The sequence below is a fragment of the Paraburkholderia sp. WC7.3g genome (assembly GCF_050436345.1).
GTDB classification, from domain to species: domain Bacteria; phylum Pseudomonadota; class Gammaproteobacteria; order Burkholderiales; family Burkholderiaceae; genus Paraburkholderia; species Paraburkholderia podalyriae.
Genome location: NZ_JBNDMA010000001.1, coordinates 541,740 through 554,796 on the forward strand (window position 1 = coordinate 541,740; position 13,057 = coordinate 554,796).

Consider the following 13,057-nt stretch of genomic DNA (forward strand, 5'->3'; position numbering starts at 1 on the left):
AGCGGGACGCTCAGCCGCCGGGCTTCGGCAGCCACTGGAGCGGATCGACCGGCTGGCCGTTCTGGCGCACTTCGAACTGAATCGACGCGACGCCGCGGCTATCGACACCGACCTCGCCGATCGTCTGCCCTTGCGCGACCGCGTCGCCTTCCTTGACGAGCAACTGGCTGTTCTGGCCGTACGCGGTGATCAGCGAATCGTTGTGCTTGATGATGATGAGTGGGCCATAGGCTTCGATGCCGGTGCCCGCGTAAACCACGCGGCCGGTCGCCGCGGCCTTGACCGGATCGCCGGGTTGCCCGCCGATCACGATGCCGTTGGATTTGCCCGGCGAAAACGCGCGCAGGATCGGCCCGCGCAACGGCCACTGGAGCACGACGCCCGGCTGCGGCGCGGCCGCGACGGCCGGCGCACCAGGCACGGCGCCCGGCGGCAGGTTCGCCGTCGAGCCCGGGGCGACCGCGGCCGGCGGCGTGATCACGCTGCCCGAGATCATCGGCGGCGACACGCGCAGCACCTGACCGGGCGCGACCGCCGCGTTGACCGGCAAGCCGTTCCACGCGGCTATTTCCTGCGCGCTGCGCCCATACGCCGAAGCGATGCCGGACAGTGTATCGCCCGGATTCACGCGATAGTAGCCGGCGGGCACCGGGACGGTCGCGAGGCTGGTCGTGCCCGACGGCGCGTTGCTGTAGAACGGCGTGCTTTCCCACGGCATCGTCGTCGTGCAGCCCGCAATCATCACGCCGAGCGCCGCCGCAATCAGCAGGCGCATCCCCGTCGGTTGCCATTGTTGTGTCATCTGATTTTCCTCGACGTGTGTGTCGATCTGATTCAATCGACGCAGTAGCAATTGCCGTGCCGTCACGCTTGCATAAAGTCGCGGCCGTCTCCGGCCGCTTGAATATTATGCGCGACCGCCGCACGGGCGCCGCGCCGGCGCGCGCCGTCAAACTGCGGTGTTCTTCAGACGCTGCCCTGCGTTTCGACGACGAGCACGCGCGCCGCGCCGAGCGGATGCGCGACGTGCTCGGTACCGACCGACGCGTAGAACACGTCACCCGTTTCGAGCACCGTCGAGCGTTCGATGCCGTCTTCGCGATAGCGCATCTCGACGCGCCCGTCGAGCACGGCAAATACCTCCTCGCCGTCGTTCACGTGCCACTTGTACGGCTGGTCGGTCCAATGCAGACGCGTGGTGATGCCGTTCATGTTGGCGATGTCGAGCGCGCCCCAGGCACGCGACGTGGTAAAGCTTCTGCTGCGGATGATCTTCATGGTCGATGAGCAATTGGCAAGCGCGCGAACCACGCGGCCAGCGCCGTCTGCCCACGGGCGACGGCGCTGGCGCGGCTGGCCCTATTATAGGTCGCGCGGCCCGCGTGACCTCGCAAGCAAGCCGCCGTGGCCGATTGGTCAGGTGATGGCAGGCGATCGGCCATCGCCTATACTCAGTCAAGTCGCGCGGGGCAGCTCAAGACAACGTCGGGATTCTGGGAGGAATCGAAGATGAATAAAGCCACCTTTCTGGCCGTGCAACTCAACGTCGACGATGTGGCGGCGTCTGCGGGCCTCGTCGAACTGCTGAACACGCATCTGGTTTTCGCCGCCGATGTCGCCGAGGCCGCTGATGCGCTCGTGCAACTGGCGAGCATCGCGGGGTTGTCGAGCGGCGTCGAGGCGAGCGTCGAACTGCCCGCGGTGGCGATCGAGCGGCTGCGCGAAGCGCTCGACAACCTGAGCGGCTATGACGAATCGTGGCTGCTCGCGCTGGAGCCTAGCCGTGCGCTGTTCGATGACATCGGCCGGCGGCAGCGAACGCTGCATTGACGCGAACTTGCCGCACAGTGGGACGCACACGACAAAACGCCATCCGATCGAACTGGATGGCGTTTTTTCTTGCCCGCCGCATTCGCGCTATTGCACGACGCGGCGTCCACTGCAGACTACGACTACCCAAGCACCTGCACACTTCTACTGCGATTAGTTGCCGAAGTACACCGAGTTGCGGTCGGCCTTCGCCGGAAGGACAGCGTGGCCCCCTTGCGACGTGCCGACAGCCGGAGCGCCGTAGCCGCTGGTGTTTGCCGCGTTGGCCGTGCCGTGTTGCGCATCGACGCGAGCTTGCGCTGCCTGGATGTTCGCCGGGTAGTTCGCGTAGTCGCTGGTTGGGTTGTAGCCGGCCTTTTCGAGTTGAACCAGTTCAGCGCGAACCTGGGCGCGCGTCACCGGCTGGCTGGCTTGAGCGAACGAAGCGACCGGAACAACGAGGGCGGCGGCGATGGCAACTGCGGAAATCAGAGTCTTCATGATTAACCTCCAAAGGTCTTGTTGTGTGGTGCGCTTTGGGGTATCTGCTTTCCCTCAGCGATTAAAAACAAGTTTAGAGGTGTCACGACCCTAGGGTAAACCCTTAATTCGATGAAACTCTATTGCTCTTGCCGCAATAAACGGCCCGGCGCGCCTACCACCATGGCACGCCGGGCCGTTTGATCAAACGCTCAACTCCACTGTGCGTGGAAGCTGCCCGGCTTGTCGATGCGTTCGAACGTATGCGCGCCGAAGAAGTCGCGCTGCGCCTGCACGAGGTTCGCCGGCAGACGCTCGGAGCGGTAGGCGTCGAAATATGCGATCGCCGACGCGAACGCCGGCACCGGCACACCCGCGTCGACCGCGGCCACCACGACCTCGCGCAGCGCCGCCTGGTAGTTCTTCGCGATGTCGCGGAAGTACGGATCGAGCAGCAGGTTTGCTAGCGCCTTGTCCTTCGAGTAGGCGTCGGTGATTTTCTGCAGGAAGCGCGCGCGGATGATACAGCCCGCGCGGAAGATCTTCGCGATCGTGCCGTAGTCGAGATCCCACTTGTACTCTTCCGATGCCGCGCGCAGTTGCGCGAAGCCCTGCGCGTACGAGATCACCTTGCTGAAGTACAGCGCGCGGCGCACCGATTCGATGAACGCCTCCTTCGCGCCTTCGAGCGGCTTACCCTGCGGTCCTTCGAGCACCTTGCTCGCGGCCACGCGCTGCGTCTTCAGCGACGACAGCACACGCGCGAACACCGCCTCGGTGATCAGCGGCAGCGGCGCGCCGAGGTCGAGCGCGTTCTGGCTGGTCCACTTGCCCGTGCCCTTCTGCGCGGCACGGTCGAGGATCACGTCGACGAGATCCTTGCCGGTTTCGTCGTCCTTCTTGCCGAAGATCCTGGACGTGATTTCGATCAGGTAGCTGTCGAGTTCGCCCTGGTTCCATTCGGTGTACACCTTGCCGAGTTCCTCGTTCGACAAGCCGACGACCTGCTTCAACACCGCGTAGCTTTCGGCGATCAGCTGCATGTCGCCGTACTCGATGCCGTTGTGCACCATCTTCACGAAGTGGCCCGCGCCGTCCGGTCCCATGTACGCGACGCAGGGCTCGCCGTCCGGCGCCTTCGCGGCGATCTCGGTGAGGATCGGCGCGACGAGGTCGTACGCGTCGCGCGGGCCGCCCGGCATGATCGACGGGCCTTTCAGCGCGCCTTCCTCGCCGCCCGACACGCCGGTGCCGATGAAATGCAGACCCGCCTTCGCGAGTTCCTGGTTGCGGCGGATCGTGTCGGTGAAAGGCGTGTTGCCGCCGTCGATCAGGATGTCGCCTTGATCGAGCAGCGGCTTGAGCGAGGCAATGGTCGCGTCGGTCGGCTCGCCGGCCTTGACCATCATCAGAATGCGGCGCGGCTTTTCGAGCGAGTCGACGAATTCTTCCAGCGTGAAAGCCGGCACCAGTTTGCGGTCCGGAAATTCGGCGATGAGTTCGTCGGTTTTCGCACGGCTACGGTTGTATACCGACACCGCGTGGCCGCGGCTCTCGATGTTGAGCGCCAGATTGCGGCCCATGACCGCCAGCCCCACCACGCCGATTGCCTGTTTGCTCATTTGAATTCTCCAGAGTCCAAAAAATGTCGTGCCGCCGCTGCAAAAACACTGGCGCGGCGGCGAGGGTGAAAGGATAAAAGAAATGCGCGCTTGCCGCTCGGTGGCGGGCAAGGACGCCAGCTGCTCGTGCCGTACTCCGGTTGGCGCGCGACGACCGATATTGTGCGCGCGTCGGCGCGCGCGCGGCGGGTTCGCTCCTGGAGCGGGCTGAGGTTTGGCGGAAGGCATGGACGAATGCGCGTCCCGTCGATCTACCCGCTACCCTGCCCGCTTCGTGAATACCAGACTGAAATTGTTCGCGGGCATCGAGACTACCCGTTCGCACGTGAGTCCCGCCGCGTCGCCGAGCGCGACCACCGCTTCCATGTCGCGCACGCCCCATTCCGGATCGCGACTCTTCAACCACTGATCGAACGCTTCGTTGCTCGGCGCCGTATGCGCGCCGCCGCGCCGGTAAGGACCGTACAGATACAGCACGCCGCCGTCGACGAGCCGCCGCCCGGCGCCGTCGAACAATGCCTGCGCCGCGCTCCACGGCGAAATGTGGATCATGTTGATGCAGACCACTGCGTCGAGCGCATCGACGCCCCAGTCGGGCTGATGCACATCGAGCGCGAGCGGCGCGCGCACGTTCGCGAGCCCCGCGTGCGCGGTCCACGCGGCAATCGAGGCGCGCGCCTCCAGATCCGCATCGCTCGGCTGCCAGTCGAGGCCGGGCAGCGCGCCAGCGAAGCAGATCGCGTGCTCACCGGTGCCGCTCGCGATTTCGAGCACGCGGCCGCTCGCCGGCAGCGCAGCGCGCAGCACGGCGAGGATCGGTTCGCGATTGCGTTCGGCGGATGGCGAATGTTGGCGGGCGTCGGTCATGGTCGGCCTTGCGCTTTCCTGTTGCGTTTCACGTTGGCTTCGAGCTGTTCGATCGTCGTCAGCATGGACGTTCCTGAAATTTCGATGGTGATTCGCGCGGAGTAGTCATTTTCAATCGCCAGCCAGCAGACCGGCGAGCGCGCTCAACGTATCGCCGCACGGCGCGGCCACCTTCAGCGACAGCAGCGGATCGGCGCGCGTGCGGCCTAGGTTGATCGCCGCGATCGGCTTGCCCTGGCGCTGCGCCCACACGCAGAAGCGGTAGCCGGAATACACCATCAGCGACGAGCCGGCCACGAGCACCGCGTCGGCTGCATCGAGCGCAAGCGACGCCGCTTCGACGCGCGGCTTCGGCACGTTCTCGCCGAAAAACACCACCGACGGCTTCAGCAGGCCGCCGCAGTTCGAGCATGCCGGCACGCGAAAGCCGCCGAGATCGTGCCACTCCAGATGCGCGTCGCCATCGGCGGCGGCTTCGGCCGTGACGTCGAGCAGCGCGGGGTTATCGGCCTCGAGCGTCTGCTGGATCGTCGCGCGCGACTGCTGCATGCCGCAGTCGAGACAGCTCACGCCGTCGATACCGCCATGCAGCTCGATGACGTCGCGGCTGCCCGCGCGCTGATGCAGGCCGTCGACGTTCTGCGTGACCAGCGTCGGCACGTGACCGGCCGCTTCGAGCCGCGCGAGCGCGACATGCGCGGCATTGGGCTGCGCGCGCGCGACGAGCGGCCAGCCGACCATGCTGCGCGCCCAGTAGCGCTGACGCATCGCGAGCGCGCCGAGGAATTCCTGCAGCGTGATCGGCGACGAGCGCTTCCATGCGCCGTTGTCGTCGCGATAGCCGGGAATGCCGGAGTCGGTGCTGATGCCCGCGCCGGTCAGCACGAACAGGCGCGGATGACGCTGTACGAAGCGATGCAGATCGTCGAGCGTGTGCGGGTCGTCCAGGGGTTCGGTCGGCGTGAGCTGAAGGTCGGTCATGACGGGGACGGTGGAAGGTCCGGCGCGAATCAGTGGCGGGGACGCGGGTTGCCGCGCGATGGTGCCGCGTGGGACGCATCGGCCTGCGGCTTCGACTTCGCGCCCTGCGTGTCCGGTCGCCGCGCTTTCCGCGCCTGCCGCTTGTGCCACGCAGCCAGCGCGAGCTCGTAGCGCTCGAGCGCTTCGTCGTAGAGATCGAATACACACTGCGTGCAGCCGCTATGACAGCAGTCGTCGAGATCGGGCCGCGCGGGCGGCTGCGGCGTCGGATCGTCGCTGGGTGTGGCTCGGGGCACGGCGGGTGGCTTCTGCGTGGAAAGACAGCGGAGCGCCCAGTATAAGTTGAACCCGCGCACCCCGCTCCCGCCGCTCGCCGCGTGGTGCGGCGCTTCGCTCAACCGCGCCCGACGAACGGCATTTTGCTCGCCATGATCGTCATGAACTGGACATTCGCCGACAGCGGCAGGTTCGCCATGTGCAGCACCGCGTCGGCGACGTGCTGCACGTCCATCAGCGGCTCGACCGCGATTTCGCCGTTCGCCTGGGGCACACCGCGCGCCATTCGCGCAGCCATCTCGGTCGCCGCGTTGCCGATGTCGATCTGCCCGCACACGATGTCGTATTTGCGCCCATCGAGCGACACCGCTTTCGTGAGTCCGGTAATCGCGTGTTTGGTCGCCGTGTACGCGGCGCTGTTCGGGCGCGGCGCGTGCGCGGAAATCGAGCCGTTGTTGATGATGCGTCCACCGCGCGGGTTCTGCGTCTTCATCAAGCCGAAGGCCGCGCGCGTGCACAGGAATACGCCGTTCAGATTGGTATCGACGATCGAGCGCCATTCGTCGATGCTCACTTCGTCCAGATCGACGGGCGAGCCGTTGCGTCCCGCGTTGTTGAACAGCACGTCGAGCCGCCCGAAGCGCGCGCGGATCGTGTCGAACAACGCGGCGACGCTGTCCGCGTCGATCACGTCGCACGATACCGCAAGCGCGTCGCCGCGCAGCGCCTGGGCTTCCTGCGCGAGTGCATCGAGCGGGGCCTGCCGGCGTCCGGCGAGCACCACGCTATAGCCGTGCTCCGCGAGCGTCAGTGCGCACGCGCGGCCGATGCCGCTGCCTGCGCCCGTTACCAGTGCCACTTTTCCGTTTGCTGTTTCCGACATCACGCATCTCCTGTTGTGCCCCGCACCATACAACAGCGAATCAGCGATCGCAAACCGCGCGACGTCTTTCAGCGCGCTTTCAGCGCGCTTTCAGCGAGTACGTCAGCGCCGAACCCGACACGTCGACGACCGCAACGGTGGTATCGTTCGCGCTGGCGCATCGCGCAAGATTCACAGCCTTCCCGGGACGGAAGAAGGCGTACCGGAAGCACGTTTGATGAATGAATGCCCGAACCCGCTGCGCCGCTGGCCGCGTAGCCGCAACTCCGCACTGCTGAACGGCACGATCGGCTGGCACGTGATCGCGCTGATCGGCCTGGCTGTCGCGCCGGCCGCGTGGCCGTGGTGGCTTGCCGCGATCGTCGCGAATCACGCGCTCTTTACGATCACCGGGCTGTTGCCGCGCACGACGCTGCTCGGACCCAACTGGACCCGCCTGCCCGCGAGCCCGCGCAACGCGGATGCGATCGCGCTAACCATCGACGACGGCCCCGATCCCGTCGTCACGCCGCAAGTGCTCGATCTGCTCGACGCGTTCGACGTGCGCGCGACGTTCTTCTGCATCGGCTCGAGAGTCGAGCGCTATCCGCAGCTCGCGCGCGAGATCGTCGCTCGTGGGCATGCGCTCGAAAACCATTCGCAACGGCACGTGCATACGTTTTCGATCACGTTTGCGCGCGCGTTGACGCGCGAGATCGGCGCCGCCCAGCGCACGCTCGAAACAGTCAGCGGCACGCGGCCGATGTTCTTCCGTGCGCCCGCGGGCCTGCGCAACCTGTTTCTGGAGCCGGTGCTGCGCAAGCTCGATCTGCGTCTCGCGGCCTGGACGCGACGCGGCTACGATACGCGCGAGCGCAACCCTCACGTGGTCGCGCGGCGCTTGCTCGATGGCCTCGCCGCGCGCGACATCCTGTTGCTGCACGATGGCAACGCCGCGCTGACCATCTCAGGCCAGCCGCTGATTCTCGCGGTGCTGCCGAGCGTGATCGAAGCGGCGCGCGAGCGGCATCTGCGTTTCGTCACGCTGCGCGAAGCGCGCGTCGACGCGTGACCGCGCACGTGCGGTCACACGGCGCGCACCGGCGCTACACGCGAAAATCCGCCGGCATGTCCTCGTCGGTGCGCGCTTCGAGCTGGCCGCCGCGGCACGCTTTGATGAACACGTCGTAGTCGCGCTCGACCTGATCCGCGTAGGCGCTCGCGTAGCCGTTCAGGGCTTCGGCGAACTGATCGCCGCGGCCGATGTACGAGCTGATCTCGATCGCCTGACCGCTCGCCTTCGCATGCGCGCGTGCCATCATCCAGCCGCATAGACGCGCATAGCCGTCGAGCAGATCGCTGTCGAACAGCTCGACATTCGCCGACAGCTTCATGTCGCGCAGCTGGCGGAAATAGAAATGCCGCCCGAGCGGCCCGGTCCCCCAACCGAGGAAGATATCGCTCGCGGCCTGCAGCATGCGCTGTCCTTGCACGACGCGCTCGCCCTGATGCTTGACCGCCGGCGACTTGTAGAACTGCGCGATGACCGAGGGCCGCGCCTCCTTCAGCTGCAGGAACAGCGGCTTGCCCATGTGATCGACGAGCAGCACGACGAGACAACGCGTGCCGACACTGCCGACGCCGACCACCCTGAACACGACGTCGTGCCTCGTGAAGTGATCGAGCAGCTCGCGCCGGTCGTGCGACATCGTCTTGCGGTACTCGTCCCACACATGCTCGACCATTCTTTCGACATTGCCGGTCCGGTAGGTTTCGGTTTCCTCGGCCGTCAACAGCGTGTTCGCACCGAGCACGTGAAACAGCGCGGGCGGCACGTCGTGGATCGTCCAGCGATTGCCGTCGAACGAGGCCATTTTTTCCAGCAGGCTTTCATGCGTGCGGCTCGCGGCCTTTTCCATGCCGCGCCGCACCGCGCGCCGGCGCTCGGGCGTCAGTGCGACCTCGGTCATGCGGTCGAACGTGATGCGGTCGTACCACAGGTCGAGCGCGCCGAGCTGCGCGTATTGCGCGACGCGATCGCGATACGAGCCGACCACGGTCATCACGAGGCTTTCGGCGGTGCCACGGCTCAGGCGCATCTGACGCGCGGCCACGACGAAGCTCGCGCACAGGCGTTTGAGGTCCCATTCGAACGGACCGATCGAGACTTCGTCGAAGTTGTTCAGGTCGAAGACCAGTTGCCGCTCGGGCGTCGCGAAGCCGCCGAAATTCATTAGATGGCCGTCCCCGCAGATCGGCATGCTGAGGCCTGTGTCATGCACCTTGCTCAGATCGTGCGCCTGCAGAATCGCGCTGCCGCGAAAGAACGCGAACGGCGAGGCCGCCATGCGGCCATAGCGCAGCGGCACCAGATTTTCGACGCGCCCCGCGCTGCTTTGTTTCAGCAGCTCGATCGGGTTGCGGTGCAACTCGCCGAGCGCCCGATGGCTCGAGCGTTTCGAATGCTCGCGCGCGGCGCGGCCGCGCGCTTCCCGTTCGGCAATGGTGCTGGCTTTCATGCTTCTTCTCCGTTTTGCGGTTCTTCAAGCGGCGATGACAGAGACTGCTTCGCGCGCATAGCGTCGTAGGAAATCGGGCGCGCAGTCGCGATCATAGCGGGTCGGTGGCCACGAACGCACGGTCGCCGCGCGGCCCGAGCGTCGTGCAGGGCGACATGCACGGCGAAAAGCCGCCGCAGGCAGACTGCTATCTAGCCCGCTTTCGGCTCCCGTAGTACACCGTAGTATTTTCGCCACCCCGGCTCGCCTGGGCGCGAAAGGCGTGCAGCCGCGCGTAGAATCGAGCGCATGCGCCCTACGCTCGTTCCGCAGCGCGAGCCCGAACTGCCGCTGCATACCCCCAGTCTGTCGTCGCTGACGTTGGCGGCGCTGATTGCGCTGATCGCATGGATGGCGATCCTCGGGCAAGCCGACCTGACGATCGATCGCACGCTCGCGCGCGGGCTCACCGTATTCGACGCGCTTGCGCGCATGAGCAGCTACCTGACCAATCTGACGGTGCTCGCCAGCGCGCTCTGCTTCACCTGCATCGCACTGCGGAAGCACCGCTCGCCGCTCGTGCGCTTTCTCCGGCAGCCGACCGTCGTGACCGCGGTGGTCGCGTACATGGTGTTCGTCGGCATTGCGTACAACGTGCTGTTGCGCGGACTGTGGCCGCTGTCGCCCTACCGGCGCCTGCTCAACGAGTCGCTGCACAGTGTGCTGCCCATGCTCGCCGCGCTGTACTGGGTGCTGTTCGTGCCGCGCTTTCATTTGCGGTTGCGCCACGGTCTGCTGTGGCTCGTCTATCCACTCGCCTATCTCGGCATCACGTTCTGGCGCGGCAGCCTGTCGGACTTTTATCCGTATCCGTTCATCGATGTCGACACGCTCGGGCTGCGCCAGGTGCTCGTCAATTCCGCGCTGCTGTTCGGCGGGTTTCTGATGCTGCTGGCCGTGTTCGTCGGCATCAATTTCAGGCGCCGGCGATGATATTCCAGCGCCTTCCGGTCAAGCGGATGCATTGCGCCCCGTCGCCGGGCGCACTTCTTGCACCCCTTTCGTCACTGACGCAGGCCGACGCCGCACCGGCGCGGCTTGCGCAGCGCCCTTGTGCGGGCGCGTTGCAATTGCAGCACGCGCGCACGTAAATATGACAACAGGAGCGAGGCATATGGATACGAATTCAGCGGCAGGCACGGTAAAGGAGGTCGCAGGCAAGGTGCAAAGCGCGGTCGGCGACGCATTGGGCGACACCAGTGAGCAGGTGGCGGGCAAGGCGCGCGAATTGAGCGGCAAAGCACAACAGTTATGCGCGAATGCGACGAGCCTCGTGCGCGACGCGACGGCCGAAAACCCGTTCACGACGCTGGCCGTCGTCGCACTCGCCGGGTTCGTGATGGGCGCGCTGTGGTCGCGCGGCGGTCGCGACTACGACTGATGCAGGCACGGCGCCGGATCGAAGGCGCCGATTCGAAGCGCGAAGCGATCGCGCGAGCAGTCGCATGAGCGGGCGATCGGCCGCAAGCGGATCGCCCGCTGCTTCGCTAGCCACTCTTCCTCTTGCGGTCCGCGCCCATCTGCAGGTCGATCCACGTCGGCGCATGGTCGCTCGCATGCGGTTCGCCACGCACCCAGCGGTCGACGCCCGCATCGCGCAGGCGCGGCGCGAGATCGGCGCTCAGCAGTAGATGATCGATGCGCAGCCCCGAATTCGTGTCCCAATGACGGCGGAAATAATCCCAGAACGTGTACACGCGCTCGTCGCCGAAATGCGTGCGCAGCGCATCGGTCCAGCCTTGCGCGAGTAGCTTGCGGTAACGCTCGCGGCTCTCCGGCTGCAGCAGCGCGTCCTTCAACCACGAGCGCGGGTTGTAGATGTCTTCGTCGGTCGGCACGACGTTGAAGTCGCCCGCGATCACGACCGGGTGGCCGCTCTGGTAGAGCTGCGCCGCGTGCGCGATCAGGTGATCGAACCACGCTAGCTTGTAGTCGAACTTGGGGCCGGGCTGCGGATTGCCGTTCGGCAAGTACAGACACACGATCAACAGGCCGCCGACCGCGGCCTCGATGTACCGGCTATGCGTGTCGTCTTCGAAACCGGGCAGACATCGCCGCCGCTCCAGCGGCGCATCGCCTTTGGCGAGAATCGCCACGCCGTTCCATGCGCTCTGGCCTTGCCACACGGCGCCATAACCGGCCTCGCGCAATGCGTCGACTGGAAACGCGCTATCGACCGCCTTCAGTTCCTGCAGGCAGACGACGTCCGGCGCCTCGCGCTCGAGCCATTGCAACAGCGCCGCGAGGCGCGAGCGGATACCGTTGATGTTGAACGTCGCAATGCGCAGTTTCGCCATGATCCCGTCTCCCTGGCGGCCCGGTTCGGTTCGGTTCGGGTTCGCGCTTATTGCGCCGCGACGTCGCACCACTCGATGGCCCACGAGCGCGCGCAGCAGATCGCATCGGCTTCGTTCGCGAAGCCGTCGATATCACCCGAATCGTGCGACACGAAAGCCTCGAAAGCCTCGTTACGCCGCGGCACGCGCGTGATCTTCGCGCGCGCGTAATAGACGCCGTCTTGCGCGTGACGCGCGCGGCAATCGATATGGAAATGCCTGTAGTCGAATTGCATCGGCTCTCCGGTCAAAATGCAACGGTTGGCCATGTTGGCGGCGTTCCAGCCAGCTCCGGGCGCCGCAGCAAACGACGCTAGCAGCGCCCATACCCGCCCCGCTCCGTTCCGGCTTTCATTGCGAATATTAGCGTGCCGTTATTGCACAGATCGGCTTTGCGCTTGCAGCGAGTTTTTCATACCGTTGTAGCTGCAACGGCATCGAAATTGCTGCGCAGTTGTTCTGTTTCAACGCGATGCGTTGGGCATCGACGCATCGCCAGCCTGCATTGACCTTTCAATGGAGTCAACAGATCGTCATGACCATGCCCACAGACTGTCAGCATTGCGGGGACGCCCCCGCTTCAGAGTCCAACCCTGAGCCCACTCTCAAGCCTTCACAACCTTCACGGCGCCGCTTCCTGCAATCGGCGGCGGCTGCCGCGACGATCGGTGCGGCGCCGCATCTGCGCGCGCAAACGCAAGCGCCGGCCGCCTCCTCCGCGCCGCAAAGCAATCCGGTGGTGCCGCCGCGCCCCGTCACATTGACCGTCAACGGCCGCGCGTACACGCTGCAGCTCGAACCGCGCGTGACGCTGCTCGACGCATTGCGCGAATACGCCGGACTGATGGGCACGAAGAAAGGCTGCGACCGCGGTCAATGCGGTGCCTGCACGGTGCTCGTCGACGGCCGCCGCATCAACTCATGTCTGACGCTCGCGGTCATGCATGAGGGCGAGAACATCACGACCGTCGAGGGACTCGCGAGTAACGGCGCATTGAGTCCGATCCAGCGCGCGTTCATCGAACACGATGCGTTCCAGTGCGGCTACTGTACGCCCGGGCAGTTGTGCTCGGCGACCGCCGTGCTCAGCGAATTCCGCGACGGCGCCGCGAGCACCGTGAGCGCCGACGTGCGCGCGCGTCCCGCCGCGCTGACCGACGACGAAATCCGCGAACGCATGAGCGGCAACATCTGCCGCTGCGGCGCGTACGCGAACATCGTCGCCGCAGTGCGCGCCGCGCACGACAACGCCTGACGGAGACCGAC

16 protein-coding genes are annotated in these 13,057 nt (G+C 65.8%); 5 read left to right on the top strand and 11 right to left on the bottom strand.

Annotated features, from left to right (window positions below):
• Positions 1-10 precede the first annotated feature (10 nt).
• Complete coding sequence (locus tag OKW43_RS02560) at positions 11-802, bottom strand: peptidoglycan DD-metalloendopeptidase family protein (protein ID WP_429445024.1); 792 nt, start codon at positions 800-802, stop codon at positions 11-13.
• 164 nt (positions 803-966) lie between these two features.
• Positions 967-1,278, bottom strand: a complete 312-nt coding sequence (locus tag OKW43_RS02565; RefSeq protein WP_429445026.1) for a cupin domain-containing protein — start codon at positions 1,276-1,278, stop codon at positions 967-969.
• 231 nt (positions 1,279-1,509) lie between these two features.
• On the opposite strand from OKW43_RS02565, the gene OKW43_RS02570 reads away from it, so the two are divergent.
• On the top strand, positions 1,510-1,830 hold the full coding sequence (locus tag OKW43_RS02570) for a hypothetical protein (protein WP_187637055.1): 321 nt from the start codon (positions 1,510-1,512) through the stop codon (positions 1,828-1,830).
• Between the two features lie 153 nt (positions 1,831-1,983).
• On the opposite strand, the gene OKW43_RS02575 is transcribed toward OKW43_RS02570, so the two are convergent.
• The 6 genes from OKW43_RS02575 to OKW43_RS02600 form a co-directional block, all read right to left on the bottom strand.
• Positions 1,984-2,310 (bottom strand): DUF4148 domain-containing protein, encoded by a 327-nt coding sequence (locus OKW43_RS02575; protein WP_429445028.1) that lies wholly within the window; start codon positions 2,308-2,310, stop codon positions 1,984-1,986.
• Positions 2,311-2,501: 191 nt separating this feature from the next.
• Positions 2,502-3,911, bottom strand: coding sequence for an NADP-dependent phosphogluconate dehydrogenase (gndA, locus tag OKW43_RS02580; protein WP_429445030.1), 1,410 nt, complete (start codon positions 3,909-3,911; stop codon positions 2,502-2,504).
• Positions 3,912-4,169: 258 nt separating this feature from the next.
• Positions 4,170-4,778, bottom strand: coding sequence for a DUF938 domain-containing protein (locus tag OKW43_RS02585; protein WP_429445032.1), 609 nt, complete (start codon positions 4,776-4,778; stop codon positions 4,170-4,172).
• A 111-nt stretch (positions 4,779-4,889) separates the two neighbouring features.
• Entirely contained in the window at positions 4,890-5,759 is an 870-nt protein-coding gene (locus tag OKW43_RS02590; RefSeq protein ID WP_429445034.1) for an NAD-dependent protein deacetylase, read from the bottom strand.
• 29 nt (positions 5,760-5,788) lie between these two features.
• Positions 5,789-6,055, bottom strand: a complete 267-nt coding sequence (locus tag OKW43_RS02595; protein WP_429445036.1) for an oxidoreductase-like domain-containing protein — start codon at positions 6,053-6,055, stop codon at positions 5,789-5,791.
• 98 nt (positions 6,056-6,153) lie between these two features.
• Complete coding sequence (locus OKW43_RS02600) at positions 6,154-6,918, bottom strand: SDR family oxidoreductase (protein ID WP_429445038.1); 765 nt, start codon at positions 6,916-6,918, stop codon at positions 6,154-6,156.
• Positions 6,919-7,135: 217 nt separating this feature from the next.
• Between OKW43_RS02600 and OKW43_RS02605 the strand changes: the two genes are divergently transcribed.
• A complete protein-coding gene (locus OKW43_RS02605; RefSeq protein WP_429445040.1) occupies positions 7,136-7,969 on the top strand; it encodes a polysaccharide deacetylase family protein in 834 nt (277 codons plus the stop codon).
• A 34-nt stretch (positions 7,970-8,003) separates the two neighbouring features.
• On the opposite strand, the gene OKW43_RS02610 is transcribed toward OKW43_RS02605, so the two are convergent.
• Positions 8,004-9,416: a DUF2252 domain-containing protein gene (locus OKW43_RS02610; protein ID WP_429445042.1), complete on the bottom strand. Its 1,413-nt coding sequence runs from the start codon at positions 9,414-9,416 to the stop codon at positions 8,004-8,006.
• Between the two features lie 288 nt (positions 9,417-9,704).
• Between OKW43_RS02610 and OKW43_RS02615 the strand changes: the two genes are divergently transcribed.
• Together OKW43_RS02615 and OKW43_RS02620 are read left to right on the top strand one after the other, a co-directional pair.
• The gene (locus OKW43_RS02615; RefSeq protein WP_187637046.1) at positions 9,705-10,388 is read left to right on the top strand and encodes a Pr6Pr family membrane protein; all 684 of its coding nucleotides are present in this window, start codon (positions 9,705-9,707) and stop codon (positions 10,386-10,388) included.
• Between the two features lie 181 nt (positions 10,389-10,569).
• Entirely contained in the window at positions 10,570-10,836 is a 267-nt protein-coding gene (locus tag OKW43_RS02620; protein ID WP_187637045.1) for a CsbD family protein, read from the top strand.
• Positions 10,837-10,942: 106 nt separating this feature from the next.
• On the opposite strand, the gene OKW43_RS02625 is transcribed toward OKW43_RS02620, so the two are convergent.
• Positions 10,943-11,752, bottom strand: coding sequence for an exodeoxyribonuclease III (locus OKW43_RS02625; protein ID WP_187637044.1), 810 nt, complete (start codon positions 11,750-11,752; stop codon positions 10,943-10,945).
• A 47-nt stretch (positions 11,753-11,799) separates the two neighbouring features.
• On the bottom strand, positions 11,800-12,027 hold the full coding sequence (locus tag OKW43_RS02630) for a hypothetical protein (RefSeq protein WP_429445045.1): 228 nt from the start codon (positions 12,025-12,027) through the stop codon (positions 11,800-11,802).
• A 299-nt stretch (positions 12,028-12,326) separates the two neighbouring features.
• Between OKW43_RS02630 and OKW43_RS02635 the strand changes: the two genes are divergently transcribed.
• Positions 12,327-13,046, top strand: a complete 720-nt coding sequence (locus OKW43_RS02635) for a 2Fe-2S iron-sulfur cluster-binding protein (protein ID WP_429445048.1) — start codon at positions 12,327-12,329, stop codon at positions 13,044-13,046.
• The last annotated feature ends 11 nt before the right edge of the window (positions 13,047-13,057 follow it).